Source organism: Saccharopolyspora flava (assembly GCF_900116135.1).
Taxonomy (GTDB): Bacteria; Actinomycetota; Actinomycetes; order Mycobacteriales; family Pseudonocardiaceae; genus Saccharopolyspora; species Saccharopolyspora flava.
Window position 1 is genome coordinate 322544 of record NZ_FOZX01000002.1, and the last position, 26955, is coordinate 349498.

The following is a 26955-nucleotide window of genomic DNA, read 5'->3' on the forward strand; positions in this document are numbered from 1 at the left end:
GCTCTAACCAAGTGGTTTCCAACCATCACGGATACGACAAGATCTCAAAGCGCGATCAAGCGCAGCGTAAGAAATGGCCTCCCCGACGGCAACCAAACAACGGACGCGGAATAGTCATCGATGCGCGAATTCACTCAATAAGATGGTCTCCGGTGTGTCGTGTTCACGACAGCCGCCAACCAGGTGTTTTTGGTTGCCGCACAGTGGAATTCAGCTGATCGAATGGTGTATCGAACCAGTTCCGGGGATTCGGGCGCGAAAAAGCCGCAGCGCGCGACAAACGAGCGCTGCGGCGGGATTCCGGTGCGGACGGGGTGGCCTTTCCGGTTCGGTCCCGGAAAGGCCACTCCGCTGTTCTAGCCCTGGTTGAGCCGGTCGTAGACCTGGGCGGCGTTGTCCTTCGTGATCAGTTCGGTGCCCAGGGTCTGGGTCTTGGGCACCTGCTGGCAGTCCACGAGCAGCTTCTTGGCCGCCTCGACGGCCTCCGCGCCACCCGTCGGGTAGAGGTTCGTGGCCTGCAACCGGCCCTCCTCCACGGCCTTGATGCCGCCGGAGGGGATCGGGAGCCCGTCGATGCCCACGAACTTCAGGTCCGGGCGGTTGGCGGCCTGCGCGGCCAGCCAGGCGCCTTCGGCCATCGGGTCGTTCTGCGAGTACACGGCCTGGATGTCCGGGTGGGCCTTGAGCAGCGCGTCCATCTTCTGCTGCCCGACCGAGCGCTCCCACTCGCCGTCGGCGGTGGCCACGATCTCGATCTTCGAGCCCGCGATGCCCTGCTGGAAGCCCTCTTCCCGCTCGGCGGCGGGCGTCGAGCCGGACAGGCCCTTGATCTGCACGATCTTGCCGCCCTGCGGCAGCAGCGTGTTCTTGAAGAACTCGCCGGCCTGCTTGCCGATCGCGACGTTGTCCGCGCCGATGTAGGTCGTGTAGGCGTCGCCGTCGACCTTGCGGTCCAGCACCACGACGGGGATGCCCTGGTTGTAGGCCTTGCGCACCACGTCGGTGAGCGGCGCGGCCTCGTTCGGCGAGATCATCAGCAGGTCGACCTGCTTGGTGATGAAGTTCTCGACGTCGGTGACCTGCTTGGAGTTGTCCTTCGCGGCGTCGGAGAACTGCACGTCCTCGAACTGCGGGACCTTCTGCGCGGCCTTACGGATGTCGTCGTCCATCCGCACCCGGTAGGGCTCGGCGAGGTTGGCCTGGCTCATCCCGATCGTGTACTTGCCGTCGGGCCCCTGGCAGTTCTTCGTCGGGTCCTGGGGCTGGGCCTGCCCGGTGTTCTCGCTGGTGGTCCCGCAACCGGCGGCGGCGAACGCGACCGCGGCGCACGTGATGGCGACCAAGGACTTCGTTGTCTTGCGCATCGTGCTCCCTTCGGAAATCTCCCTCACGCCGTGGGACGCAGGCGCTGCAGCGCCGCAGCCGCGACGATCACCAGTCCTTTGATGAGCAGTTGCAGATCGGTGTTGACGCTGTTCAGGCTCAGGATGTTGTTGAGGATGCCGAGCAGCAGCGCACCGGCGATGGTGCCGATGACCGAGCCCCGGCCGCCGGCCAGGCTGGTGCCGCCGACGACGACCGCGGCGATTCCGTCGAGCTCGTAGGCGGTTCCGTCGTTGGGGCTGCCGGCGTTGAGCTGCCCGGCGTGCACGATGCCGGCCAGCGCGGCGCAGAACCCCGCGATGACGAACGCGATGATCTTCACCCGGTTCACCGGCACACCGGACAGCCGAGCCGCCTTCTCGTTGCCGCCGATCGCGTACAGGTGCCGGGAGTAGGCGCTGGAGCGCAGGAACAGGATGGCGAGCACGGCGACCGCGGCGAAGATCAGCGCCGGGATCGGCACCACCCCGCCGAAGGTCCGCTCGCCCAGCAGGGAGAACAGCATCGGGGCCTGACCGGGTCCGTCCCCGTAGGAGATCTGCACGGTCTCGCCGCCGGACCACATGCGCGCCAGACCGCGCGCGATCTGCAGCCCGGCGAGGGTGACGATGAACGCCTGCACCCCCAGCAGCGCCACGGCGGCGCCCTGCAGGAACCCGAAGACGATGCCGGCCAGCAGCACGATCGCGACCGCGGCCCACACGCCGAAGCCGTCGTTGACCATGAGCACGGCCGAGCCGACCGCCGCCAGCCCCAGCACGGAACCGACCGACAGGTCGATCCCGCCGATGAGGATCACGAAGGTCAGCCCGATCGCGATGATCCCGATCTCGGAGACCGCGCGCACGATGTTGAACAGGTTGTCGCTGCTCAGGAACAGGATCTGACCGTCGTTGCGGGGCGAGAAGATCACCGCCGCGATGAACACCGCGACCAGACCGAAGAAACTCTGGAACTTGAACAGGGTCTCGACGGTGTCGGCCCGCTTGGAGCGCTGCGCGGGCAGGTCGCCGGGCACGGGCCGCTGCTCCGTCTGATTGCTCAATTCGCACCTCCCCCGGTGCTCTGCCCGGTGCCGACGGCCGGCCCCGGTGGCTTCCCGTTCCGCTCTCCCATCGCCGCCGCGAGCAGTTCGGCCTCGCCCGCGTGCGTCGTGTCGAACTCGGCGACGCTGCGGCCGGCCCGCAGCACCACCACCCGGTGGCACACCCCGACCAGCTCGGGGAGTTCGGAGGAGGCCAGCAGCACTCCGATGCCGCGCTCGGCGATGTCCGAGAGCAGTTGGTAGATCTCGGCCTTCGCGCCGATGTCCACGCCCCGCGTCGGATCGTCGAGCAGCAGCAACCTGGGTTCGGTGAGCAGCATGCGCCCGAAGACGACCTTCTGCTGGTTGCCGCCGGAGAGCGTCCCCACCGCGTCGGAGATGCGATCCAGCTTCACCTTCAGCTGCTCGACGCTGCGCTGGGTCGCGGTGATCTCGGACCGGCGGCGCACCAGCCCGCCGACGCCGAGCCGGTCGAGCACCGAGAGCACCGTGTTCGCGGTGACCGAGTGCCCGAGCACCAGGCCCGAGCTGCGCCGGTCCTCCGGGACGAAGGCGATGCCCGAGCGCAGCGCGCGGCGCGGACTCCCCGGCCGCACCGCGCGCCCGTCGAGCTCCACCTCACCCTCCCAGGTGCCGGGCGACCCGGCGCCGTAGAGCGATTCCAGGAGTTCGGTGCGGCCCGCGCCGAGCAGCCCGCACAGCCCGACGATCTCGCCGCTGCGCACCGTCAGGTCGATGCCGTCGGGTTCGCGCCGCCCGACCCGGTTCCGCTTCGGCCGGACCGCGAAACCCTTGACACGCAGCAGTTCCTCGCCGAGCTCGACGGTGCGGGAGCGGAAGCGGGTCTGCACCGAGCGGCCCACCATCGCCTCGGCCGCCTCCTCGGCGGTCATCGCCTGCGCGTCGAACTCGGCGACCTTGCGCCCGTTGCGCAGCACGGTGGCGCGGTCGGCGATCTGCCCGATCTCGTCCATCCGGTGCGAGATGTAGACGATGCCGGTGCCGGTGCGGCGCAGCTCGCCGATGACGGAGAACAGCCGCTCGACCTCCGCTGTGGACAGCGCCGAGGTCGGCTCGTCCATGATCAGCACCTTGGCGTCCAGCGACAGCGCGCGGGCGATGGTGACCAGCTGCTGCTCGCCGACCCGCAGCTCGCCGACCGGGCGGTGCGGGTCGAGCTCGATCCCGGTGCGCCGCAGCAGCTCTCGGGTGCGCTCGGCCATCGCGCGCCGGTCCACCACGCCGAGCCGGGTGCGCGGTTCGCGTCCCAGGTGGAGGTTCTCGGCGACGCTCAGGCCGGGGACCAGGTCGAGTTCCTGGTGGATCATCGCGATCCCGGAGTTCTGCGCGTCGGCGGGCTTTCCGAACTGGATCGGGTGACCCTCGATGGTGATGACCCCGGTGTGATCGGTGATGTCTCCGGAGAGGACCTTCATCAAGGTGCTCTTCCCCGCGCCGTTCTCGCCGAGCAGGGCGTGCACCTCGCCGCCGCGCACGGCGAGATCAACGGCGTCGCAGGCGAGCACACCGCCGTATCGCTTGGTGATGCCGGTCATCTCGACCAGCGGTGGCGCCGTGTCCATTCCGCCCCCCGTCTCGTCGCACACCCGGGCGAGAAAACGATTGCTCGGACGCTAAGGTCGTCCTGCTCCCTGTGTCAAGGCTCACACGCTCGACCGGGCGATACGGCATCCATTTGGCTGCACGGAGATCACGCGCTGATCACGGCGAGTTGTACATGAACCATTACTCGACGTGGGGTAACGAGTCCGTTCCACGAGACCGCTCTCGCCCTGAGGCACTGGACCGTTACCGTTGGGGACTGTGACCGCGATCCGCGAGAGCCAGAGCGCTTCGACTACCGGCAATGGTGCGCCCCAATGGGGTGCGCGCTCCGCGTTCAGCACCCTCGGGGTGCCGCTGTGGGGCGCCGTGTTGCTGGCTGCCGTCCCGACCGCGATCGGCACCTTGCTGGACACCCTCATCTGGAAACAGCCCGGGTACATCTTCAAGACGGCCTTCTTCCTGGGTTGTCTCGCCGCGGTCCTGCTGGTGCAGCGGCGCAGCGTCTTCGGTCCGATGGTGCAGCCACCGCTCGTCCTCGGCATCGTGATGCCGGTTCTGGTGCTCATCACCGGCGCCGGGAGCACCTCCGGCGCGGGCATCGCGGGCAAGGCGCTGTCGGTCGCGCGTCCGCTCATCACCAGCTTCCCGATCATGGCCGGGGCCACCGCGGTCGCGCTCGGCATCGGTCTGCTGCGGATGTTCGTGACGCAGAAGGCCGAGCCCGACGAGGACTTCGACCTCGGCGTCGACCCGGACGCCAAGACGAAGAAGGCCCGGCCGGTCCCGCCGCCGCGCAAGAAGCCGGCCCGCGACGACGAACCGCGCAAGCGCCCCCAGGACCGCAAGCCGCCCGAAGACCGCAAGCGAGGCGGCGACGCGCGCAGGTCCCGCGACGAGGGTCGCGGCGGCGAGCGCCGCGCCGACGGCAGGCAGCAGCCGCGCGGCACCGGTCCGCGCGAAGCCCAGGGCCGTCCGAAGGGCGACGCCCCGCGCCGCGACGTCCCCCCGGCCGGACGGCCGCCGCGCCCGGCCAACGACCCGCGCGCGGGAGGCCCCCGTCCGCCCCGTCAGGGCGCCCCAGGACGGCCGCGGCCCCCGGAACCGCCGCCCGGCCGCCGGCCGCGCCGCCCGGGCCCCTGAGAGACGCGAAAAAGCCGCCCGGCTCCGAACTCCGGAGCCGGGCGGCTTCTCGTCGGGATCAGGTCAGCGGACCGACTTGGGGCTGGCGTTCTCGTCGAGGTCCTTGCGCAGCTCGCGGGGCAGCGCGAAGGTGACCTTCTCGTTGGCCGTCGTGACCTCCTCGACGTCACCCCAGCCGCGCTCGGCGAGGTGGTCCAGGACCTGCAGCACCAGCACGTCCGGCACCGAGGCGCCGCTGGTGACGCCGACCGTGGTCACGCCCTCCAGCCAGGAGTCCTCGATCTGCGAGGCGTAGTCGATCAGGTGCGAGGCCGACGCACCGGCCTGCAGCGCCACCTCGACCAGCCGCTTGGAGTTCGAGGAGTTCTGCGAGCCGACCACGATGACCAGGTCGCACTGCGGGGCCATCACCTTCACCGCCTGCTGGCGGTTGGAGGTGGCGTAGCAGATGTCGTCGCTCGGCGGGGCCTGCAGCGTCGGGAACTTCTCGGTGAGCTGGTCGACCCGCTCCATCGTCTCGTCGACGCTGAGGGTGGTCTGCGACAGCCAGACGACCTTGTTCGGGTCGCGGACCTCCACCTTGTCGACGTCCTCGGGCTTGTCTACCAGCTGCACGCGCTCGGGCGCCTCACCGGCGGTGCCCTCGACCTCCTCGTGGCCCTCGTGGCCGATCAGCAGGATGTCGTAGTCGTCGCGCGCGAAGCGGTTGACCTCCTTGTGCACCTTCGTCACCAGCGGGCAGGTGGCGTCGATGGTGCGGAGGTTGCGCTCCTCGGCCTCCTGGTGGACGGCCGGGGACACGCCGTGCGCGGAGAACACCACGAGAGCGCCCTCCGGCACCTCGTCGGTCTTGTCGACGAAGATCACGCCGCGCTCGGTCAGGGTGTCCACCACGTGCCGGTTGTGCACGATCTCCTTGCGGACGTAGACCGGCGGGCCGTAGGTCTCCAGCGCCTTCTCGACGGTGATGACAGCGCGGTCCACCCCCGCGCAGTAGCCGCGGGGCTTGGCCAGCAGGACCCGCTTGGTCCGGCCGGCGTCGTCAACGGTGTCGGTGCCAACGGGGTCGGTGTCGAGGTCGCGGGCCTCGGGCGTGCTCGTCATGCCATCAAGGGTACGGATCCGCGCCGTCCCGCTCCGCCGCCGGTCGTGGCACGCTGTCACTCCATCGAGGGGCGTATTCGTGCTCCTCCGGACGCCGGGCCGGACCTATTCCCGGGGTCACATTCCGGGGCCGAAGTGATGGCCTGGCGACCGCTTCTGGGGCAGGCTTGGGCCCATGTCAGAGTTCCCCCTGCCGGTGCGGGTGGCCGCCGGTCTGGCCGCGACCGCCGTCGAACAGGCCCGCGCGCTGCCCGCGACGCTGCTCGGCCTGCCCGTGACCGTGGCCAGCCAGACGCTGCAGGCCTCGATGCGCGTCCAGCAGCACATCACCGAGCTCGCGATCAAGGGCGACGAGGCGCTGTCGGTGCTGCGCACGCCCGAGGAGCAGCCGGAGTGGGCCGTCTTCGACGAGGACACCATCCCGGAACCCGCGCCCGCCCCGGAGCCGGAGCCGGGGACGAACTCGCTGATCGCCGACTACGACGAGCTGAGCCTGCCCCAGCTGCGGGGTCGCCTGCGCTCGTTCACCGAGGACGATCTCGCCGAGCTGCTCGCCCATGAGGAGAGCACCGCGCAGCGCCCGGACTACCTCCGGATGCTGCGCAACCGCCTCACCCGCCTGCGCGAGCAGTAGCGAGCGACGAGGTCCGCGTCCCCTCGTCGCTTGCGCCACCGAGCACAATGAGCTCGGGAACGATCCTGAGGAGGAACGCTGACTTCGCCGACTAGTGCCGAGGAGCCGTGGCCGGTTCGGACCGTGGCGCGCAAGATCGCCGACTGGATCAACCGGCTCGGGCAGATCTGGGTCGAGGGGCAGATCACCCAGATCTCGATGCGGCCCGGCGCCCAGACGGCGTTCCTGACCCTGCGCGACCCCTCCGCCGACGTGTCGCTGACGCTGACCTGCGCGTCGTCGCTGCTGCGCAAGATGGACCCGCCGCTGACCGACGGCAGCCGGGTCGTGGTGCACGGCAAGCCGACGTTCTTCGTCGGCCGCGGCACGCTGAGCCTGCGGGTCGACGAGATCCGGGCCGTCGGCATCGGCGAGCTGCTCGCCCGCATCGAACGGCTGCGCCAGCTGCTCAAGGCCGAGGGCCTGTTCGACCCGGCCCGCAAGCGGCCGCTGCCGTTCCTGCCGAACCGGGTCGGGCTGATCACCGGCCGGGCCTCCGCCGCCGAGCACGACGTGCTCACCAACGCGCAGCTGCGCTGGCCGAACGTGCAGTTCGAGGTCCGCAACGTCGCCGTGCAGGGCACCAGCGCGGTGCCGCAGATCCTGCCCGCGCTGGAGGAGCTCGACCGGATGCCCGAGGTCGACGTGATCGTGCTGGCGCGCGGCGGCGGCAGCGTCGAGGACCTGCTGCCGTTCTCCGACGAAGCGCTGTGCCGGGCGGTGGCGGCCTGCACGACCCCGGTGGTCAGCGCGATCGGGCACGAACCGGACTCGCCGCTGCTCGACCACGTCGCCGATGTGCGCTGTTCCACACCGACCGGTGCCGGCAAGCGCGTGGTGCCCGACGTCGCCGAGGAGACCCAGCGCATCGGCCAGCTCCGGGACCGGGCGCGGCGGGCGCTGCACGGGTGGGTCGATCGCGAGCGCAGGCTGCTCGACCAGCTGCGCAGCCGTCCGGCGCTGGCCGACCCGCACAAGCCGCTGCAGCAGCGCGCCGAGCAGGTCGCGCAGCTGCGCGATCGCTCCCGGCGGGCGATGAGCGCGGTCCTCACCGCGGAGGGACATGCGCTGAGCGCGACTCGATCACGCTTGACGACCTTGGGACCTGCGGCCACTCTGGCTCGTGGATACGCGATCGTGCAGCGCATCGAGGACACCGACGAGGTCGACGGCGTGCTGCGCTCCGTCGACGACGCGCCCGCGGGAACCCGGTTGCGGGTGCGGGTCGCCGACGGCGCGATCCAGGCCGTCGTACCGGACTGACCAAGGACTTCCACGTGCACCCCAAGCAGGAGCCCTCGTTCCTCCCCCTCACCGTGGGCGCGGCGCGCAGCCGAGAACGGGCGGGTGAGGTCCGGCGCTGCGCCGAGACGGCCGACGTCACGGCCGAGGGCACCTGGGAGGCGCTGCTCGGCGGGTGCGACTCGGCCGACCGCAAGGACCTGCCGGGGCGGCTGCGCGCCCTCATCGACGCGACCTCCGACTACGTCGGCCCCGCCTGGTGGGAGACGTCGGCCCACCGACGTAGGGTCGCGGAGGCCCAGTTGCGCATCAACGACGCGGTGCGCGAGGGCGACGGTGCCGAGTTCGCGGAAGCGTTCGTCGGCTACGACCAGGCGATCGCCACCGCGGTGGTGTCCGTGCGAGCGAATGTGGAGAGCCCCGCCCCGTGACCGAGAACCAGCCCGACGAGCACTTCGACCCCGTCGCCGAGCACCCGGAGGTCGCCGAGCTCGGCTACGAGGCCGCCCGCGACCAGCTGGCCGAGGTCGTCAAGCAGCTGGAGGCCGGTGGCCTGTCGCTGGAGGACTCGCTGGCCCTGTGGGAGAAGGGCGAGGCCCTGGCCGCGGTCTGCGAACGTCACCTCGCCGGAGCGCGCGAGCGCGTGGACCGCGCCCTGGCCTCCGTCGAGGACGAGGCCTGACTCAACCCACCTTCGGGGCCGTCAGGGCCGCTTCGGCGAGGGTGCGGAACTCGGGTTCGGTGGCGTTGCCGGTGATGAGCAGGCGGACGCCGTCGCGCTCGCTCACCCACGCCTGCTCGTCGCGCACGCCCTGGTAGCGGACCCACTGGTGGCCGCCGACCTCGGTCGTGCCGAGCGCGTGCGGCGGCTGCCGCGTCTCGCCGGTGACCAGCTCCTCCTCGGCTGCGGTCGACTGGGCCAGGCGCAGGTAGCGCGCCTCGCCGGTCAGCCAGCCGACCCGGACGACCTCGGTATGCGAGGGCAGCGTGGCGCTGTTGCTGGAGTTGGCGCGCCAGGTGCCGGGCAGCTTCGGGTCGACGATCGGGAAGTCCACCCCGGCGGCCGCGTCGCGCAGCTCGGCCGGGACGTCGACGGTGGGGACCGATCCGCTGTCCACGGTGGGCCCGTTCGGGGTGAACGAGCACTGCGTGAACAGGCCTGCGATGCCGAACGAGACCAGCACCAACGGCAGGATGGCGAAGATCATCGCCGACATCGTCCGCGGCGGGCGGGACGGAGCCGGTTGCTGGTTGCGGGGTTCAGCCACGCCACCCATGCTCTCACCAGCGGCACCGCAGCTCACCGGGCAGGGCCGGAGGGAGTGGGCTGCCCCACGCGAGCGATCCCCGAACCCCGATGATCTGGGAAGATCGCTGCCAACATGCCTGGGCGCGGGGCGTTTTCCCGCCGGACTCGGGCGGTACCGACGATGCCTGACCACGGGGAGGCGCGATGACGCAACGACACCCGGAAGCACCCGATCGCAACCTGGCGATGGAACTCGTCCGCGTGACCGAGGCCGCCGCGATGGCCGGCGGCCGCTGGGTGGGCCGCGGCGACAAGAACGCCGGTGACGGGGCCGCGGTGGACGCCATGCGCAAGCTCATCGGCACCGTGTCGATGCGCGGCACGGTCGTCATCGGTGAGGGCGAGAAGGACGAAGCCCCGATGCTCTACAACGGCGAGCAGGTCGGCAACGGGGAAGGCCCCGAGGTCGACGTCGCCGTGGACCCCATCGACGGGACGACGCTGCTCAGCAAGGGCATGCCGAACGCGCTGGCGGTGCTGGCGGTGTCCGAGCGCGGCACCATGTTCGACCCGTCCGCGGTGTTCTACATGGAGAAGATGGCGGTCGGCCCGGAGGCCGCGGGCGTCATCGACATCAGCGCCCCGATCGCCGAGAACGTGCGCCGGGTCGCCAAGGCCAAGCAGGTCGACGTCGCCGACGTGACCGTGTGCGTGCTGGACCGACCGCGGCACGAGCAGATCGTCAAGGAGGTCCGCGAGGCCGGCGCCCGCGTGCAGTTCATCTCCGACGGCGACGTGGCGGGCGCGATCGCCGCGGCCCGCCCGAACAGCGGCGTGGACATGCTGCTGGGCATCGGCGGCACGCCCGAGGGCATCATCGCCGCCTGCGCGCTCAAGTGCCTCGACGGCGAGATCCAGGGCCGGCTGTGGCCGCGCGACGACGAGGAGCGCGCGAAGCTGCGCGAGGCCGGGCACGACCCGAACCAGGTGCTGACCACGTCGGACCTGGTGCGCGGCGACAACATGTTCTTCGTGGCCACCGGCATCACCGACGGCGCGCTGCTGCGCGGCGTGCACTACCGCGCCGACCGCTGCACCACGCAGTCCATCGTGATGCGGTCCAAGTCGGGCACGACGCGCGTCGTCGACGCCTCGCACAAGCTCACCAAGCTGCGCGAGTACGCCGATGTGGACCTCGGCGAGGCTGACGAGTAGTCGACTCCACCGGGAAAGGCGGCAAAAACCCCTGACCCGACCGCGATCAGGGCGGTGACCTGCGGGTTGTCCGCCGGTCACCGCCCTTTTCGCGCCCTGCCTACGACCTTCGTGGGTACGACCCGGTGATCAGCGCGATTAGCGTCAGCGGCCAGCCGGCCTTCGGAGCCGGGGAACCACGGAGGATTCGACACCCCATGCGCATTCGTTCGGTTCTCATCTCCGCGGTCGCCGCGGTCAGCGCCGTGGGCGCGCTGAGCATGCCCGCCGTCGCGGCCGGTGACGACGTCGACCCGATGATCATCGGTGGTCACGACGCGACCGAGACCTACTCGTTCATGGTCTCCCTGCAGCAGCAGGGCAGCCACATCTGCGGTGGCGCGCTGATCAAGCCGGACTGGGTGGTGACGGCCGCGCACTGCGTGCAGAGCGGTGGTGACTTCACGGTCCGCGTCGGCAGCAACGACAACACCACCGGCGGCGAGGAAGCCGCGGTGACCAAGACCCAGATCCACGACACCGCCGACCTCGCGCTGATCCAGCTGGACAAGCCGCTGAGCGCGGCCCCGATCAAGGTCGCCGCCGAGTCGGGTGCGACCGGCACCCCGACCCGCATCATCGGCTGGGGCCAGACCTGCCCGGAGACCGGCTGCGGTGAGGTGCCGACGAACCTGCAGGAGCTCGACACCAGCATCGTCGACGACTCCGGCTGCCAGGGCATCGACGGCGCGGGCGAGATCTGCACCGACAACCCGGGCGGCGACTCCGGTGCCTGCTACGGCGACTCGGGCGGCCCGCAGATCAAGGGCACCGAGGGCAACTGGGAGCTGATCGGCGCCACGAGCCGCTCCGGCAACGGCAACTCCACCTGCGCCACCGGCCCGTCGATCTACACCGACGTCACGGCCTTCGCCGACTGGATCACCACCACCACCGGCGCCTGATCCACCCCGGACGCGGCACCCGGAGACCCCCACGTCCCGGGTGCCGTTTCACGTCCGGGTCACCAGGTGACGGTTTTAGCCATAATTGACCGGGCAAAAGGGACATCGATCATGGGTGATTATGGCTAAAACTGCCCCCAGGTGACGCCCTCAGCCCAGGTTCGAGGAGTGGCCGGGGAAGAGGTGGGCGTCGGGGTTGAGCTCGACGGCGATGTTGTTCACCGCGGTGGCGGCCTCCCCGAAACCCGTCGCGATGAGCTTGACCTTCCCCGGGTACGACGCGACGTCCCCGGCCGCGTAGACGCGGGAGCGGCTGGTGCGCATCGTCGTGTCGACCAGGACGGACCGCTTCTCCAGGTCCAGCCCCCAGGCCTCGATCGGCCCGAGGTCGGCGGTGAACCCCAGCGCCGCGACGACGGTGTCGGCCGGGAGCACCCGCCGCTCGCCGCCGACGTCGATCTCCACCTCGCTGAGACCGCCGTCGTCGCCCCGGATCTCGGCGACCTCGGCGGGCACGATCAGCGGCACCCCCAGCTCCTCGACCTTGGCGACCAGCCCGGCGTGCGCGCGGAACCGGGTGCGGCGGTGCACCAGCGTCACGCTGCGCGCGACCGGCTGCAGCGCCAGCGCCCAGTCGAACGCGGAGTCCCCGCCGCCGACGACGACCACGTCGTGCCCGGCGTGCGCGGACAGCTCGGGGATGAAGTGCACGACTCCCCTGCCGGCCCACTCGTCCCCGGCGGGCAGCGGTCGCGGGGTGAACTCGCCGATCCCGGCGGTGATCAGCACCGCCCCGGCGCGCACCCGCTCCCCCTCGCCGACGTCGACCAGCAGCCCGCCGTCCACATCGGACAGCGACAGCGCGGGACGTCCCAGCAGGTAGCGCGGGCCGTACTGGCCGGCCTGCTCGACCAGCGCGGCGATCAGGTCGCGCCCGCGGATCTCCGGGAACCCGGCCACGTCGAAGATCATCTTCTCCGGGTACATCGCGGTCACCTGACCGCCGGGCTCGGGCAGCGCGTCGACCAGCGCCACCGACAGCCCCCGGAACCCGGCGTAGTAGGCCGCGTACAGCCCCGTCGGGCCCGCGCCCACCACCAGCAGATCGACCTCGTGCGCCATCTCGGCATCCCGTCGCCGGCTCTGTGATTCCGATCTCAGGCTAGTCCGCCGCGGCACCGCACTCACACCCCTGCGCTGATCGGCGCAATCCGCTGCGGCGCACGGCGGTACCTGGTGCTGCACCTCACCCCTAACTTCCCCCGAAAGGGGATCACGTCGGGGAGGGGAATCTCTGTGAAGAAGACGTCCGCGCTGCTCAGCGGCATCGCCGCGGTCGCGCTCAGCGCCGGTTTCGCACCGGCCGCGCAGGCCATCGACAACCCGGGGGCGCTGATCGTCGGCGGCCACGACGCCACCGAGTCCTACGAGTGGATGGCCTCGCTGCAGCGGGAGGGCTCGCACAGCTGCGGCGCCTCGCTCATCGACGAGCAGTGGGTACTCACCGCCGCGCACTGCGTGGTCGACGCCCAGCCGGGTGACCTCTCGCTGCGCATCGGCAGCCCCACCTGGAGCAGCGGCGGCACCGAGGCCGGGGTGTCGAAGATCGTGGTCAACCCGAACTACGAGGCCCAGACGCCCAACGGCGACATCGCGCTGCTCCAGCTGGACCAGGCGGTGCCGGAGCAGCCGATCGAGCTGGCCGGCTCCTCCGGCGAGGCCGGGACGCCGTCGCGGATCATCGGCTGGGGCGTGACCTGCCCGATCCGCGGCTGCGGCCAGCCGCCGGAGCAGCTGCAGGAGCTCGACACCAGCGTCGCGCCCGACGCGGGATGCACCCTCAGCGGCATCGACGAGCCCACCGAGATTTGCACCACCAGCAAGGAGCTGCTGGCCAACGCCTGCTTCGGCGACTCCGGCGGACCGCAGCTGGAGGGCACCCCGGGCGACTGGAAGCTCACCGGCGTGACCAGCAGGCTCGGCAGCCCGGTCCCGGTCTGCGGCACGGCGCCCTCGGTCTACACCGACGCCACCGCCTACGCGGACTGGATCTCCGAGACCATCGGCTGAGCCGGAACCGCAGGCCCCGTCCCGCTCGCGGGGCGGGGCCTTGTCAGATCAGCCACCTAGATCGTTTCAGAACGCGGTTTTCCCCCGGATGTCGCTGGTCAGTGGGGCGCGCCACGCTGACCCGCGGCGTTGATCGGCGGGACACTCGGGACATGGCTGAAACCCAATACCGGATCGAACACGACACGATGGGCGAGGTTCGGGTGCCCGCCGACGCCCTCTACCGGGCGCAGACCCAGCGGGCCGTCGAGAACTTCCCGATCTCCGGCCGGGGCCTGGAGCGCGCGCAGATCCGCGCGCTCGGCCTGCTCAAAGCCGCCACCGCCCGGGTCAACGGGCGACTGGGCGTGCTCGACGCCGAGGTCGCCGAGGCCATCGCCCGCGCCGCCGACGAGGTCGCCGAGGGCGCGCACGACGACCACTTCCCGATCGACGTCTTCCAGACCGGCTCGGGCACCTCGTCGAACATGAACGCCAACGAGGTCATCGCGACCCTGGCCTCCCGCGCGCTCGGCCGCGACGTGCACCCGAACGACGACGTCAACGCCTCGCAGTCGTCCAACGACACGTTCCCGACGACGATCCACGTCGCCGCCACCGAGGCCGTGCTCGCCGACGTCATCCCGGCCCTGGAGCACCTGGCCACCACCATCGAGGGACGCGCGAAGGACTGGACAGAGGTGGTCAAGTCCGGCCGCACGCACCTGATGGACGCGGTGCCGATCACCCTCGCGCAGGAGGCCGGCGCGTGGGCCTCGCAGGTCCGCTTCGGCGTCGAACGCCTGCGCAGCGGCCTGCCGCGGCTCGGCGAGCTGCCCATCGGCGGCACCGCCGTGGGCTCCGGGCTCAACGCCCCGGAGGGCTTCGGCCAGGCCGTCGCCGAGGAGCTCGCGCGGGTGACCGGGCTGCCGCTGACCGAGGCCCGCGACCACTTCGAGGCCCAGGCCGCGCAGGACTCCGTGGTGGAGACCTCCGGCCACCTGCGCACCGTGGCGGTCAGCCTCACCAAGATCGCCAACGACCTGCGCTGGCTGGGCTCCGGCCCGCGCACCGGCCTGGCCGAGCTGGCGCTGCCGGACCTGCAGCCCGGCTCGTCGATCATGCCGGGCAAGGTCAACCCGGTGATCCCGGAGGCGACGCTGCAGGTCGTCGCCCAGGTCATCGGCAACGACGCGGCCGTGGCGTTCGCCGGGTCGCAGGGCAACTTCCAGCTCAACGTGATGCTGCCGGTCATCGCCCGCAACGTGCTGGAGTCCGCCCGGCTGCTCTCGGCGGTCTCCCGCCAGCTGGCCGACAAGGTCTTCGCCGACGTGCAGGTCAACGCCGAGCAGACCCGCGCCTACGCCGAGGGCTCCCCGTCGATCGTCACCCCGCTCAACCGCTACATCGGGTACGAGGAGGCGGCGGCCGTGGCCAAGCAGGCCCTCAAGGAGCGCAAGACCATCCGCGAGGTCGTCCTCGAACGCGGCCACGTCGACGACGGCAAGCTCACCCTCGCCCAGCTCGACGAGGCCCTCGACGTCCTCCGCATGGCCAACGGCGGCTGAGCGCCCGGCCACTTGTCGGTGGCTGTGCGCACCATGGGGGCATGGTGCTGCTCTCGGACGTCGTCGCGGTCTCCTCGGAGGTCGCGGCGACGTCCTCGCGCAAGGCGAAGACCACCGCCCTCGCCGGGCTCCTCCGCAGGCTCGAACCGCCGGAGGTCGCCACGGCGACCGCGCTGCTGGCCGGCGAGCTGCCCGGCGGCAAGGCCGGCGTCGGCTGGTCCACGCTGGCATCGCTGCAGGTCACCCCGGCCACCGAGCCGACGCTGGGCGTCGCCGACGTCGACAGCGCGATCGACGAGGTGCGCGCGATCAGCGGTTCCGGATCCGGGCAGCGACGCGCCGAGGCGCTGACCGGGCTCCTGGGCCGCGCCACCGAGGACGAGCAGCAATTCCTGATCCGCCTCTTCGGCGGCGAGCTGCGGCAGGGCGCGCTGGAAGGGGTGATGGTCGAGGCCATCGCCGCTGCCGCCGAGGTGCGGACCGAGTCGGTGCGCCGCGCGTTCATGCTCTCCGGCAGGCTGCCCGCGACCGCGGAGGCCGCGCTCAGCGGCGGTGAACCCGCGCTCGCCGAGTTCCACCTGGAGCTGGGCCGCCCGATCCGGCCGATGCTGGCCTCCCCCGCCGACGCGCTCGACACCGCGCTGGCCGAGTTCACCGAGTGCAGCCTCGAGTACAAGCTCGACGGCGCCCGCATCCAGGTGCACCGCGACGGCGACGACGTGCACGTCTACACCCGCACGCTGCGCGAGATCACCCGCAACGTCGGGGAGCTCGTGGAGCTGGTGCGCGGGCTGGACTGCCGCTCGGTCGTGCTCGACGGCGAGACCCTGGCCCTCGACGACGCGGGACGTCCCCGCCCGTTCCAGGAGACGATGGCCCGCTTCGGCGCCCAGGAGCAGCGCGAGGAGCTGCTGCACCCGTACTTCTTCGACTGCCTGCACCTCGACGGCACCGACCTGCTCGACCTCCCGCTGCGCGACCGGCTGAAGGCGTTGTCGCAGGTCGCGGGCGCTCACCGGATCCCGGGCGTGCTCTCCCCCGCCCCGGACGAGGCCGCCGCGCTGTTCGAGGAGGCGCTGGCGGCCGGCCACGAGGGCGTGGTGATCAAGGACCTCAACTCGCCGTACGCGGCGGGCAGGCGCGGCAAGGCGTGGCGCAAGATCAAACCCGAGCACACCCTCGACCTGGTGGTGCTCGCCGCCGAATGGGGCCACGGCCGCCGCAGCGGTTCCCTGTCGAACCTGCACCTGGGCGCCCGCGACCCCGACGGGGGACCGCCGATCATGGTCGGCAAGACCTTCAAGGGCCTCACCGACGAGCTGCTGGCCTGGCAGACCGCCGAGTTCCAGCGGCGCGCCACCCGCGACGACGGCTGGGTCGTGCACGTCGCCCCGGAGCTGGTGGTGGAGATCGAGCTCGACGGGGTGCAGACCAGCAGCCGCTACCCCGGCGGCGTCGCGCTGCGCTTCGCGCGCGTGCTGCGCTACCGCCCGGACAAGGAGGCGGCCGAGGCCGACACCATCGAGGCGGTTCGCGGCATGCTCCGCGGCGGGTGAGATCCTGGGCGCATGAGCAGCGAGGACTTCGAAGGTTCGATCGACATCGGCCCGGGCACCATCGACCCGCGCGACTTCCAGCAGCGCTCGGCCTCGGTCGAGCTGGAGCACTACGTCGCGGTGCTGCTGCTGGAGTCGGAGTCCGAGGGCCAGCCGCCGCTCTACGAGGAGTCGTTCGTGCTGCTCACCGCCGAGACCGCGGAGGAGGCGGCGGAGAAGGCCCGCGAGTACGGCAAGCAGCAGGAGTCGTCCTACGAGGACGAGAACCACCGCCCGGTGACCTGGAAGCTCAAGCAGGTCGTCGAGGTCAAGCCCCTCGAGGACGCCACCTTCGACGACGGCGCGGAGCTCTACAGCCGCTTCTTCCGCAACCACGACGCCTACCGCTCCCTAGACCCCCTCACCGACGACGACTGAGCGCGTTTTCGCCACGGGCCGGTGGTGGGCCGTATTGTGGTGAGACGTGCAGTTCTTGAACGGGCAAGAGCCCTCCACCGACCTGACCTACGACGACGTCTTCCTGGCGCCCCGGCGCTCGGGAGTCGAGTCGCGCTTCGACGTCGACCTGGGCACCAGTGACGGCACCGGCGCGACGCTGCCGATCGTGGTCGCGAACATGACCGCCGTGGCCGGCAGGCGGATGGCCGAGACCGTCGCGCGGCGCGGCGGACTGGTCGTCCTGCCGCAGGACGTCGACACCGGCGCCGTCGGCGAGATCGTGTCCTGGGTGAAGACCCGGCACCCGCTGTGGGACACGCCGCTGGCGCTGCACTCCGAGGACGCGGTCGCCGACGCCCTGAACCTGCTGCCCAAGCGGGCGCACGGAGCGCTGGTGGTCGTCGACGACGAGGACAAGCCGCTCGGCGTCGTCGACGAGGCCGCCTGCACCGGGGTCGACCGGTTCGCGCGGGTCGGCGAGGTCGCCGACGCCCACCCGGTGGTGCTGCCGCTGGAGACCGACTCCCGCGAGGTCTTCGAGCAGCTGCACAAGCAGGGCCGCACCGTGGCGATCGCCGTCGACGCCGACGGCAGGCTCGCCGGGATCATGACCAAGAAGGGCGCCCTGCGCGCCGCGATCTACACCCCCGCGCTCGACGCCGAGGGACGGCTGCGGGTCGCCGCCGCGGTCGGCGTGAACGGCGACGTGGCCGCCAAGGCCTCCGCGCTGCTGGCCGCCGGGGTGGACACGCTGGTCGTCGACACCGCGCACGGCCACCAGGAGAAGATGATCGCCGCGCTCAAGGCCGTGCGCTCGGTCGACCCGGCCGTCCCGGTCGTCGCGGGCAACGTGGTGACCGCCGAGGGCGTGCGCGACCTGGTCGACGCGGGTGCCGACATCATCAAGGTCGGCGTCGGGCCGGGCGCGATGTGCACGACCCGGATGATGACCGGGGTCGGCCGCCCGCAGTTCTCCGCCGTCGCCGAGTGCGCCGCCGAGGCGCGCAGGCTCGGCAAGCACGTGTGGGCCGACGGCGGCGTGCGCCACCCGCGCGACGTGGCGCTGGCGCTGGCCGCCGGGGCGTCGTCGGTGATGGTGGGCTCCTGGTTCGCCGGGACCTACGAGTCGCCCGGCGACCTGCAGCGCGACGAGCACGGCCGCGCCTACAAGGAGTCCTTCGGCATGGCCTCCAAGCGCGCCGTGTCGGCCCGGACCCGCACCGACAGCCCCTACGACCAGGCCCGCAAGGCCCTGTTCGAGGAGGGCATCTCCAGCTCGCGGATGCGGATCGATCCGCAGAACCCGGGCGTGGAGGACCTGCTGGACCAGATCACCTCGGGCGTGCGCTCGTCCTGCACCTACGCGGGCGCGCACACCCTGGAGGAGTTCCACGAGCGCGCGCTGGTCGGCATCCAGTCCGCGGCGGGCTTCAACGAAGGCCGTCCGCTGCCCTCCGGCTGGTGACCGCCCGGGAGGGCGCCTTCCCGGAGGAAGGCGCCCTCCTCGCGGGTCAGGGGGTGTGCTCGCCCTCCAGGAGTTCGGTGACCAGGGCCGCGATCGGGCTGCGCTCCGATCGGGTCAGGGTCACGTGGGCGAACAGCGGGTGGCCCTTGAGCTTCTCGATGACCGCCGCGATGCCGTCGTGCCTGCCGACCCGCAGGTTGTCCCGCTGCGCGACGTCGTGGGTGAGCACCACCCGCGAGTTCGCGCCGAGCCGCGAGAGCACCGTCAGCAGCACGTTGCGCTCCAGCGACTGGGCCTCGTCGACGATGACGAAGGCGTCGTGCAGCGAACGGCCGCGGATGTGGGTCAGCGGCAGCACCTCGAGCATGCCGCGGTCCATGATCTCCTCGAGCACGTTCTCGCTAGCGTGCGCGCCGAGCGTGTCGAAGACGGCCTGCGCCCAGGGCGCCATCTTCTCGCCCTCGGTGCCGGGGAGGTAGCCGAGCTCCTGCCCGCCGACCGCGTAGACCGGCCGGAACACCACGACCTTGCGGTGCTGCTGGCGTTCCAGCACCGACTCCAGCCCCGCGCAGAGCGCGAGCGCCGACTTGCCGGTACCGGCGCGACCGCCGAGCGAGATGATCCCGACCTCGGGGTCCATCAGCAGCTCCAGCGCGATCCGCTGCTCGGCGGACCGGCCGTGCAGGCCGAAGACCTCGCGGTCCCCGCGCACCAGCTTGACCTGCTTGTCGGCGGTGACGCGGCCGAGCGCGCTCTGCTGGCCCGCCAGCACCCGGACGCCGGTGTTCGGCGGCAGGTCCCTGGCCTCGTCGAGGTCGGCGACGCCGTCCTTGAACAGCGAGTCCACCGACTCCGAACCGACGTCGATGTCGGCCATGCCGCTCCAGCCCGAGGACACGACGTCCTGCGCGCGGTACTCCTCGGCCGCCAGGTTCACCGACGCGGCCTTGACCCGCAGCGGCATGTCCTTGGTGACCAGCACGACCTCGCGACCCTCGGCGGCGAGGTTGAGCGAGCACGCCAGGATGCGCGAGTCGTTGGAGTCCGTGCGGAAGCCCGGCGGGAGCACCGACGGGTCGGAGTGGTTCAACTCCACGTGGACGTGGCCGCCCTCGGGGTTGACCAGCACCGGGTGGTCCAGCCTGCCGTGCTCCACCCGCAGGTCGTCGAGCACGCGCAGGGCCTCGCGGGCGAACCAGCCGAGTTCGGGGTGGTGGCGCTTCCCCTCCAGCTCGGAGATGACCACCACCGGGAGCACCACGTCGTGCTCGGCGAACCGGGCCATCGCCCACGGGTCGGACAGCAGGACCGAAGTGTCCAGGACGTAGGTGCGGACCTCGATGTCACCGCCGGTCGGGGCGGTGTGCGCGGGCTCGTCGCTGCGGACGGCGCTGTGCGCCTGAGGCTGGGAACGTCGTGCGGTCACGGCTACTCCCTCGCGGACGTGCCGAACACGCCCGCTCGTCGGTGGGCCGGGCCTGCCCCCGTCGCGCTCCGGCTGGACCGTCCGGTCCACCGGCCGCGCGAGGGCCGGGCACCGACCCCCTCCGCGACCAAGGTGGACGTGTGAACGTCCCTCCAGCCAACAGCCACGATCAGGGCCTCCCGGACGGGCCGCGTTCGGACGTGCAAGGCAACGGCCCGTCACCGCGAACGCTACCTGCGTGATCGCATTTCGGCAGACAGCCACTTAGGTGATTCGAACCATTCCCGCGCTCACGGCGTGCGACTGGCACGTTTCCGCAGGTCACGTGGTTAATAGCAGGTTGCCAGACGATTCGTCAGCAGGTCAGGAGGCGTACGCGGGCGCGGACGAGACCGAACGGAATTCAACACTCCCGGTGAAGATCGCTGCTCTTTCCGGGTGAACTTCGGGGCCGCCCGCGCGCCTCACTTTGCGCTCCGGGGCCACCCGGTGCAGACGGCGGTCAAGCGGTCGGCGGTAACGATCAGTGCTCGATGTCCCGGCCGGGTGGTGCGACCGGCCCCGCGCCCGGGTCGCTCATACATCAACGCGCGCTGTGATCAACGGCCACTCCAACGGTGGAGGCAATTCCCGAATTCGCCCCACTCCGAAATGCGCGCGCCTTTGTCGGCGAAAAGCGGCGAGCACCTGAGGGATAACTCCGTCAATACACACAATGGTGTTACCCGAGTGTCGCACCCCCGGAGCCCTGGATACGTTTCGAGCCAGGTGCTTCACTCGCTTCGGAATTCACTCCTCCGGGCAGAAGCACGCACTTGCTCGACTCATCTGACCAAGGAGCAACGCTGTGCTGAAGAAAGCAGTGATTGTCGCCGGCGCCGCTGCTGGCCTGCTCGCGCTGGCCCCGATGGCCAACGCCGACAGCCAGGACAACGACGGCATCAACCTCCTGAACGACAACAACATCAGCGCCGTTCCGGTGCAGCTGTGCGGCAACAACATCGCCGCGCTGGGCGCCGTCATCCCGGTCGCCTCGCCGAACTCCAGCGAGTGCGTGAACGCGCCGATCGTGGACCACCCGAGCGGCGGCTGAGGCCTCACCGCGACGAAGAGGAGCGCCGGGAACGACCCCGGCGCTCCTTTTTCGCGCCCGCCGATTCCCCTTCTACCAGGGCGGGAAGAATTCGCGTTCACACAATGGTGTCATGGAATTTGGACGAACCGCGCGTTCGCTGTAGTTTGCGACCGGAACACACCGCGGTCGGCTTGCCGACCCGGGCTTCGCAATTGAGCCCGCTGGTGTGAACTCCGAATCCCGCGGAATTCCAGAGGAGAGTGACCCAAGTGCTGAAGAAGGCTGCGATTGTCGCCGGTGCCGCCGCCGGTCTCCTGGCCCTGGCGCCCGTCGCCAACGCCGACAGCTCGGACAACGACGGCGTGAACCTGCTCAACGACAACAACCTCAGCGTCCTGCCGGTGCAGGCCTGCGGTAACAACGTCGCGGTGCTGGGCGCGGTCGTCCCGCTGCTGTCGCCGCAGAGCAGCGAGTGCGTCAACGCCCCGGTCGTGGACCACCCGGGCGCCTGATCGAGCTGATCACGTGCGAGAAGGCCAGGTCGTCACCGACCTGGCCTTCTCTCCGTTCCGGGGGTGTCAGCGGCCCAGGCGGCGGTGCCGGACCGCGTAGTCGCGCAGCGCGCGCAGGAAGTCGATCCGCCGGAACTCCGGCCAGTAGGCCTCGGTGAACCAGAACTCCGAGTGCGCCGACTGCCACAGCATGAACCCGGACAACCGCTGCTCGCCCGAGGTGCGGATGAGCAGGTCGGGATCCGGCTGGCCCGAGGTGTAGAGGTGCTCGGCGATGTGGTCGACGGTGAGGACCTCGGCGAGCTCCTCGATGGTCGTGCCCGCCTCGGCGTGCTGCTGCAGCAGCTTGCGGACCGCGTCCGCGATCTCCCGCCTGCCGCCGTAGCCGACGGCCACGTTGACCTGCATCCCCGTCCGGCCCTTGGTGCGCAGCGCGCCCGCGGTCAGCCGCGCGGCGGTCTCGGTGGGCAGCACGTCCAGCGCACCCACGATCCGCACCCGCCACGACTTGCCCGGGCCGGTGAGCTCGTCCACCACCCCGGCGATGATCTCCATCAGGGCGTTGAGCTCGTCCTCGCTGCGGTTGAGGTTGTCGGTCGACAGCAGCCACAGGGTGGCCACCTCGACCTGCGCCTCCTCGCACCAGCCGAGCATCTCGGCGATCTTGCGGGCGCCCGCCTGGTGGCCGCTCGCCGCGTCCAGGCCGGCCTCCTTGGCCCATCTGCGATTGCCGTCCAAGATGACGCCGACGTGCCGCGGATGCTGCAGTCCGTCGAGCTTCCGGCTGAGCCGTCGCTCGTAGACCGAGTACATGAGTTCTTTCAACCGAACCTTGAGCGCCACGCCAGATGAGACTACGCGGACGCCGACGACCATCGGCGCCGAGCCCAAGCGGCGCAGCCTCCCCCTCCGCCCCGCCGTGCGGCCGGACCACAGGAGGAGTCCCTTGCAACGGACGTCACAGCACGCGAAACCTACGGTCCCGTAACCTTTCAAGCGTGACCAACGCCCTCTCCTCTCGTGTCCCTTCGGCATTCGTGAAGCCCCGGATGCGCGGCTGGATCCACTTCTGGTCGCTGCTGGCGTTCTTCGCCGCCGGGGCCACGCTGATCTCGCTCGCCGCCTCGACCGTGTCCGCGCAGGCCGCGCTGGGCACGTCGATCTACTCGGCGACCGTCCTCGGCCTGTTCGGGGTGAGCGCGCTCTACCACCGCAAGACCTGGAAATCGGTCGGCGCGCGCACCTGGATGCGGCGACTCGACCACTCGATGATCTTCCTGTTCATCGCGGGCACCTACACGCCGCTGGCGATGATCGCGATGCAGCCGACGACCGGTGCGGTCGTGCTCGCCGTGGTGTGGGCGGGCGCGCTCGGCGGCGTGATCCTCAAGCTGGCCTGGCCGAACGCGCCGCGCTGGGTCGGTGTCCCGGTCTACATCGCGCTGGGCTGGGTGGCCGTGTTCGTGCTGCCGGACCTGCTGCACAACGCCGGCGTGGCCGTGCTCGTGCTGCTCATCGTCGGCGGCGCGCTCTACACCGCGGGCGCGATCTTCTACGCGACCCGCTGGCCGGACCCGTGGCCCAAGACCTTCGGGTACCACGAGTTCTTCCACTCGACGGTCACCGCGGCGGCCATCTGCCACCACGTGGCGATCTGGCTGGCCCTCTACGCCTGAACGAGGCGCCCCACGAGGTCCTCGGCGCTGGTGACGGGGCGGTCGCAGACGTAGCCGTGGCAGACGTAGGCGGCCGCCGACCCGTCGACGAGAGGACGGTCGGCCAGGAGGGGAACCCCGGCCGCCTCCGGGGTGGACCCGACGACGACCGTCCCGCCGGGCGCCCGGCGGTGGGCCACCGCGAGCAGCTCGGCCCGCGCCGACTCATCCGGCCCGACCACGGCGACCTGCAGCGGGCCCTGCGCCCGGGCCTCGGCGGCGGTCAGCCAGTGCCCGGCGAAGCGCGGCGCCCGCTGAGCCAGCAGTCCCGCGCGGGAGAGCCCCTGCTCGGCGGCGGTCCGGTAGCGACCGGTGCTCTCCGGCCCGACCAGCGCCGAGGCGGTCAGCAGCGCGGAGGTCAGCGCGGCGGCACCGGACGGGCTGGCGTTGTCGGTGGGATCCGACGGCCTGCGCACCAGGGCTTCGGCGTCGGCGGCGGTGTCGTGGAAGGTGCCCGGGTGCTCGGCGTCGGCGAACTGCTCCAGCGCCACGTCCAGCAGCTCGCAGGCGGCGGTCAGCCAGCGCGGATCGGCGGTGGCCTGGTGCAGCGACAGCAGCCCGTCGGCGAGGCAGGCGTAGTCCTCCAGCACCCCGGCGGCGGTGCCGGCGACGCCGTGGCGGGAGGTCCGCAGCAGCCTGCCGTCGACCCGGTGCGTGGCCAGCAGCAGCTCAGCGGCACCGGCGGCGGCCTCGACCCAGGACGGCTCCTCCAGCGCGGTCGCGGCCTCCACCAGGGCGGTGATGGCCAGGCCGTTCCAGGCGGTGACGACCTTGTCGTCCTCGCCCGGCTGCGGGCGCTGCTCGCGCGCCGCCAACAGCCGCTGCCGCACCAGCGCCCAGCGCTCCGGGTCGTCCGGGTCGCGCGGCAGCTGCAACGTCGACGCGCCCTCCTCGAAGGTGCCGTCGGGGGTGACGACCAGCAGCGACGCCGCCCACTCACCGTCGGCCTCGCCCAGCACCTCGCGCAGCTGCTCCGGCGTCCACACGTAGGTCAGGCCCTCGACGCCGTCGGTGTCGGCGTCGAGCGAGGCGGCGAACCCGCCCTCCGGGGTGCGCAGGTCGCGCAGCAGGAACCCGGCGGTCTCCCGGGCGACGCGGGCGGCGAGCTCGTCGCCGAGCCTGCCCAGGTGCGCGTAGGCGCGCAGCAGCAGGGCATTGTCGTAGAGCATCTTCTCGAAGTGCGGGACCACCCAGGCCGCGTCGACGCTGTAGCGCGCGAACCCGCCCGCGAGCTGGTCGTAGATGCCGCCGCGCGCCATCGCCGCGCAGCAGTCCCGGGCCAGCTCCAGGGCCTGCGCGGAACCGGTGCGCTCGTTGTGGCGCAGCAGGAACTCCAGCACCATCGACGGCGGGAACTTCGGGGCTCGCCCGAAACCGCCGTGCTCGCCGTCGGCCTCGGCCCGCAGCCGGCCGACGGCGCCGGTGAGCACCTCGTCGTCGAGGATCGTCTCGGGCAGCGGTGAGCGCTGCGCGCTGAGCTGCTCGACGATGCGGGTCGCCGAGGCCCGGACCTCGCCGCCGCGGTTCTCCCAGGCCTGCGCGACGGCGGCGAGCAGCTGCGGGAACGACGGCATCCCCGGCATCGGCTCCGCCGGGTAGTAGGTGCCGCAGTGGAACGGTTCGCCGTCGGGCGTGAGGAAGCAGGTCATCGGCCAGCCGCCCTGGCCGGTCATGGCCTGGGTGGCCTCCATGTAGACGGCGTCGATGTCCGGGCGTTCCTCCCGGTCGACCTTGATGTTGACGAAGTGCTCGTTCATCAACCGGGCGGTGTCGTCGTCCTCGAAGGACTCGTGGGCCATCACGTGGCACCAGTGGCAGGCCGCGTAGCCGATCGACAGCAGCACCGGCACGTTCCGGCTGCGCGCTTCGGCGAACGCCTCCGGGCACCACGGCCACCAGTCGACCGGGTTGTCGGCGTGCTGCAGGAGGTAAGGACTCGTCGCGTCCGCAAGCCGGTTCGCCATGCCCCCAGCCTCGCATCTCGATCTTCCGGACGCACCGCTCAGGTGCCCAAACCCGGAATACCGGAGTAATCGGGTCCCGGAATACCGCCGTAATCGGGTACCGGATTACGGCGGTATTCGGGTACCGGATTACCGGAGTATTCGGGTCCCCGAGTACCGCCGTAATCCGGGCTCGGGACGCAGAACGGGGCCACCCGGTGGTTCGGGTGGCCCCGTTCGGAGTGGGGGGTTCTACTCGGCCTTCGCTCCCGAGGACTTGGTCTCGGAGGTCTTGGCCGTGGCCTCGGCCGGTTCGCCGGGCTCGGGCTCGGATTCGGACTCCGAGGTCTTCGCCTCGGCTTCCTCCGGCTCCGACTCGGCCTTCTTGGCGGCTTCGGCTTCGGCTCGTTTGACGTGGGCCGGGGCGGCGGCGTTGGCCTTGTCCTCGTCGAAGACCGTCGGCACCTTCTTGAGGTGCTTGGTCATCGACCGGATCAGGAACACCACGGCGATGGCGAACACGATCAGCAGCACCAGGCCGAGCGGCGAGGACTTGCCGAAGTCCTCACCCTGCCCGCCCGGGTCCTGCGGCGGTGCCGGGGCCTGGGCCAGCACCAGTGCGACGGTCTCCTGGGCACTCATGCGCACACCTTCTCCTGGACGCCGTCGAACAGGTCGTCCTCCGGCAACGTGGTGTCGACCAGCGAGCGCACCAGCTCGTAGTCCTCGGTCGGCCACAGCTCGCGCTGGACGTCGCACGAGACCGCGAACCAGCGGCTCGTCGGGTCGATCTGGGTCGCGTGGGCGCGCAACGCGTCGTCCCGCTTCTCGAAGTATTCCCCGCACGGCACGCGCGTGGTCACCCGGTCGTCCGGGTCGGGGCGCTTCTGCTCGTCCCAGCGGGCCAGCCAGTCGGTCCAGGGCGATTCCTTGCCCTCGGCCAGCAGCGACTCGTGGAACAGCTGCATGCGCTTGCGGGAGAAGCCGTGCGAGTAGTACAGCTTCAGCGGCTGCCACGGCTCGCCCGTGCCCGGGTAGAGGTCGGGGTCGCCCGCGGCGTCGAAGGCCGCCACCGAGATCTCGTGGCAGCGGATGTGGTCGGGGTGCGGGTAGCCGCCGTTCTCGTCGTAGGTGATGAGCACGTGCGGGCGGAACTCGCGCACGACCTTGACCAGCTCGCGGGTGGACTCCTCCATCGGCACGGTCGCGAACACGCCGTCCGGCAGCGGCGGCAGCGGGTCGCCCTCCGGCAGCCCGGAGTCGACGAAGCCCAGCCAGCGGTGCTGCACGCCCAGGATCTCGGCGGCCTGCGCCATCTCCTGGCGGCGTACCTCGGTCAGGTTCGACACGACCTCCGGCCGGTCCATGGCCGGGTTGAGGATGCTGCCGGCTTCACCGCCCGTGCAGGTGACGACCATCACCTCGTGGCCCTCCGCCGCGTAGCGCGCGGTGGTCGCGGCCCCCTTGCTGGACTCGTCGTCGGGGTGCGCGTGCACCGTCATCAGTCGCAGCTTGTCCGCCATCGCCCGCTCGTTCCTCCCGCTAGTAGCAGCTTGCGCCCACACCGTCCGCGCCGCGCACGGCCGGCCCGCGTCCGCGGCCCCGCCGTCGGTCAGCTGAACGGTCCAGGGATACTCAACGTGGACG

General features: G+C 71.2%; 26 protein-coding genes. 15 read left to right on the forward strand and 11 right to left on the reverse strand.

The window, feature by feature from the left end:
- Positions 1–356: 356 nt before the first annotated feature.
- From BM424_RS08365 to BM424_RS08375, 3 genes are read right to left on the reverse strand one after another with little or no spacing between them, the layout of a single operon-like run.
- On the reverse strand, positions 357–1364 hold the full coding sequence (locus BM424_RS08365; RefSeq protein ID WP_093415114.1) for a substrate-binding domain-containing protein: 1008 nt from the start codon (positions 1362–1364) through the stop codon (positions 357–359).
- A gap of 23 nt (positions 1365–1387) precedes the next feature.
- Positions 1388–2428 carry an ABC transporter permease gene (locus BM424_RS08370; RefSeq protein ID WP_425441979.1) on the reverse strand — a complete coding sequence of 347 codons (1041 nt, stop codon included), beginning with the start codon at positions 2426–2428 and terminating at the stop codon, positions 1388–1390.
- On the reverse strand, positions 2425–4011 hold the full coding sequence (locus tag BM424_RS08375; protein WP_093415116.1) for a sugar ABC transporter ATP-binding protein: 1587 nt from the start codon (positions 4009–4011) through the stop codon (positions 2425–2427). Before BM424_RS08375 ends, BM424_RS08370 begins: the two co-directional genes overlap by 4 nt.
- A 241-nt stretch (positions 4012–4252) precedes the next feature.
- Between BM424_RS08375 and BM424_RS08380 the strand changes: the two genes are divergently transcribed.
- On the forward strand, positions 4253–5134 hold the full coding sequence (locus BM424_RS08380) for a DUF6542 domain-containing protein (RefSeq protein ID WP_139274028.1): 882 nt from the start codon (positions 4253–4255) through the stop codon (positions 5132–5134).
- 63 nt (positions 5135–5197) lie between these two features.
- Here BM424_RS08380 and BM424_RS08385 read toward each other — a convergent pair whose 3' ends face one another.
- On the reverse strand, positions 5198–6238 hold the full coding sequence (locus BM424_RS08385) for a 4-hydroxy-3-methylbut-2-enyl diphosphate reductase (RefSeq protein WP_093415119.1): 1041 nt from the start codon (positions 6236–6238) through the stop codon (positions 5198–5200).
- 175 nt (positions 6239–6413) lie between these two features.
- Between BM424_RS08385 and BM424_RS08390 the strand changes: the two genes are divergently transcribed.
- The 4 genes from BM424_RS08390 (at position 6414) to BM424_RS08405 (ending at position 8835) form a co-directional block, all read left to right on the forward strand.
- Entirely contained in the window at positions 6414–6872 is a 459-nt protein-coding gene (locus BM424_RS08390; protein ID WP_093415120.1) for a lipid droplet-associated protein, read from the forward strand.
- 123 nt (positions 6873–6995) lie between these two features.
- A complete protein-coding gene (gene xseA / locus BM424_RS08395; RefSeq protein WP_425441980.1) occupies positions 6996–8174 on the forward strand; it encodes an exodeoxyribonuclease VII large subunit in 1179 nt (392 codons plus the stop codon).
- A 14-nt stretch (positions 8175–8188) separates the two neighbouring features.
- Complete coding sequence (locus BM424_RS08400) at positions 8189–8584, forward strand: hypothetical protein (RefSeq protein WP_093415123.1); 396 nt, start codon at positions 8189–8191, stop codon at positions 8582–8584.
- Positions 8581–8835: an exodeoxyribonuclease VII small subunit gene (locus tag BM424_RS08405; RefSeq protein WP_093415125.1), complete on the forward strand. Its 255-nt coding sequence runs from the start codon at positions 8581–8583 to the stop codon at positions 8833–8835. The genes BM424_RS08400 and BM424_RS08405 overlap by 4 nt, the downstream gene beginning before the upstream one ends.
- A 1-nt stretch (position 8836) precedes the next feature.
- On the opposite strand, the gene BM424_RS08410 is transcribed toward BM424_RS08405, so the two are convergent.
- On the reverse strand, positions 8837–9421 hold the full coding sequence (locus tag BM424_RS08410) for a DUF4245 domain-containing protein (protein WP_425441981.1): 585 nt from the start codon (positions 9419–9421) through the stop codon (positions 8837–8839).
- Positions 9422–9606: 185 nt separating this feature from the next.
- Here BM424_RS08410 and glpX point away from each other — a divergent pair, with 185 nt between their 5' ends.
- A complete protein-coding gene (glpX, locus tag BM424_RS08415) occupies positions 9607–10617 on the forward strand; it encodes a class II fructose-bisphosphatase (RefSeq protein WP_093415128.1) in 1011 nt (336 codons plus the stop codon).
- Positions 10618–10814: 197 nt separating this feature from the next.
- Positions 10815–11561 carry a S1 family peptidase gene (locus BM424_RS08420; RefSeq protein WP_093415129.1) on the forward strand — a complete coding sequence of 249 codons (747 nt, stop codon included), beginning with the start codon at positions 10815–10817 and terminating at the stop codon, positions 11559–11561.
- Between the two features lie 150 nt (positions 11562–11711).
- Here the strand turns inward: BM424_RS08420 and BM424_RS08425 are convergent, their stop codons facing one another.
- Positions 11712–12683, reverse strand: a complete 972-nt coding sequence (locus BM424_RS08425) for an NAD(P)/FAD-dependent oxidoreductase (protein ID WP_093415131.1) — start codon at positions 12681–12683, stop codon at positions 11712–11714.
- A 174-nt stretch (positions 12684–12857) separates the two neighbouring features.
- On the opposite strand from BM424_RS08425, the gene BM424_RS08430 reads away from it, so the two are divergent.
- From BM424_RS08430 to BM424_RS08450, 5 genes are all read left to right on the forward strand, one after another.
- Entirely contained in the window at positions 12858–13631 is a 774-nt protein-coding gene (locus BM424_RS08430) for a S1 family peptidase (protein ID WP_093415132.1), read from the forward strand.
- Positions 13632–13783: 152 nt separating this feature from the next.
- Complete coding sequence (locus BM424_RS08435) at positions 13784–15178, forward strand: class II fumarate hydratase (protein WP_093415134.1); 1395 nt, start codon at positions 13784–13786, stop codon at positions 15176–15178.
- A gap of 41 nt (positions 15179–15219) precedes the next feature.
- Positions 15220–16734, forward strand: a complete 1515-nt coding sequence (locus BM424_RS08440) for an ATP-dependent DNA ligase (protein ID WP_093415135.1) — start codon at positions 15220–15222, stop codon at positions 16732–16734.
- A 12-nt stretch (positions 16735–16746) separates the two neighbouring features.
- Entirely contained in the window at positions 16747–17151 is a 405-nt protein-coding gene (locus BM424_RS08445; protein WP_093415137.1) for a DUF4288 domain-containing protein, read from the forward strand.
- Between the two features lie 46 nt (positions 17152–17197).
- On the forward strand, positions 17198–18637 hold the full coding sequence (locus tag BM424_RS08450; protein WP_093415139.1) for a GuaB1 family IMP dehydrogenase-related protein: 1440 nt from the start codon (positions 17198–17200) through the stop codon (positions 18635–18637).
- 46 nt (positions 18638–18683) lie between these two features.
- On the opposite strand, the gene phoH2 is transcribed toward BM424_RS08450, so the two are convergent.
- Positions 18684–20063: an RNA 5'-3' helicase PhoH2 gene (gene phoH2, locus BM424_RS08455; protein ID WP_093415141.1), complete on the reverse strand. Its 1380-nt coding sequence runs from the start codon at positions 20061–20063 to the stop codon at positions 18684–18686.
- Between the two features lie 847 nt (positions 20064–20910).
- On the opposite strand from phoH2, the gene BM424_RS08460 reads away from it, so the two are divergent.
- Together BM424_RS08460 and BM424_RS08465 are read left to right on the forward strand one after the other, a co-directional pair.
- On the forward strand, positions 20911–21156 hold the full coding sequence (locus tag BM424_RS08460) for a hypothetical protein (protein ID WP_093415142.1): 246 nt from the start codon (positions 20911–20913) through the stop codon (positions 21154–21156).
- Between the two features lie 251 nt (positions 21157–21407).
- Complete coding sequence (locus BM424_RS08465) at positions 21408–21650, forward strand: hypothetical protein (protein WP_093415144.1); 243 nt, start codon at positions 21408–21410, stop codon at positions 21648–21650.
- A gap of 66 nt (positions 21651–21716) precedes the next feature.
- Here the strand turns inward: BM424_RS08465 and BM424_RS08470 are convergent, their stop codons facing one another.
- Positions 21717–22493, reverse strand: a complete 777-nt coding sequence (locus tag BM424_RS08470) for an isoprenyl transferase (protein WP_093415145.1) — start codon at positions 22491–22493, stop codon at positions 21717–21719.
- Positions 22494–22648: 155 nt separating this feature from the next.
- Here BM424_RS08470 and trhA point away from each other — a divergent pair, with 155 nt between their 5' ends.
- Entirely contained in the window at positions 22649–23326 is a 678-nt protein-coding gene (gene trhA, locus BM424_RS08475; RefSeq protein WP_342742602.1) for a PAQR family membrane homeostasis protein TrhA, read from the forward strand.
- Here the strand turns inward: trhA and BM424_RS08480 are convergent.
- The 3 genes from BM424_RS08480 to mca form a co-directional block, all read right to left on the reverse strand.
- Positions 23317–25329 (reverse strand): thioredoxin domain-containing protein, encoded by a 2013-nt coding sequence (locus BM424_RS08480; RefSeq protein WP_093415148.1) that lies wholly within the window; start codon positions 25327–25329, stop codon positions 23317–23319. The two genes, trhA and BM424_RS08480, sit on opposite strands and share 10 nt — an antisense overlap.
- A 231-nt stretch (positions 25330–25560) precedes the next feature.
- The gene (locus tag BM424_RS08485; RefSeq protein WP_093415713.1) at positions 25561–25950 is read right to left on the reverse strand and encodes a hypothetical protein; all 390 of its coding nucleotides are present in this window, start codon (positions 25948–25950) and stop codon (positions 25561–25563) included.
- Positions 25947–26831, reverse strand: coding sequence for a mycothiol conjugate amidase Mca (gene mca / locus BM424_RS08490; RefSeq protein ID WP_093415150.1), 885 nt, complete (start codon positions 26829–26831; stop codon positions 25947–25949). The genes BM424_RS08485 and mca overlap by 4 nt, the downstream gene beginning before the upstream one ends.
- Between the last annotated feature and the right edge of the window lie 124 nt (positions 26832–26955).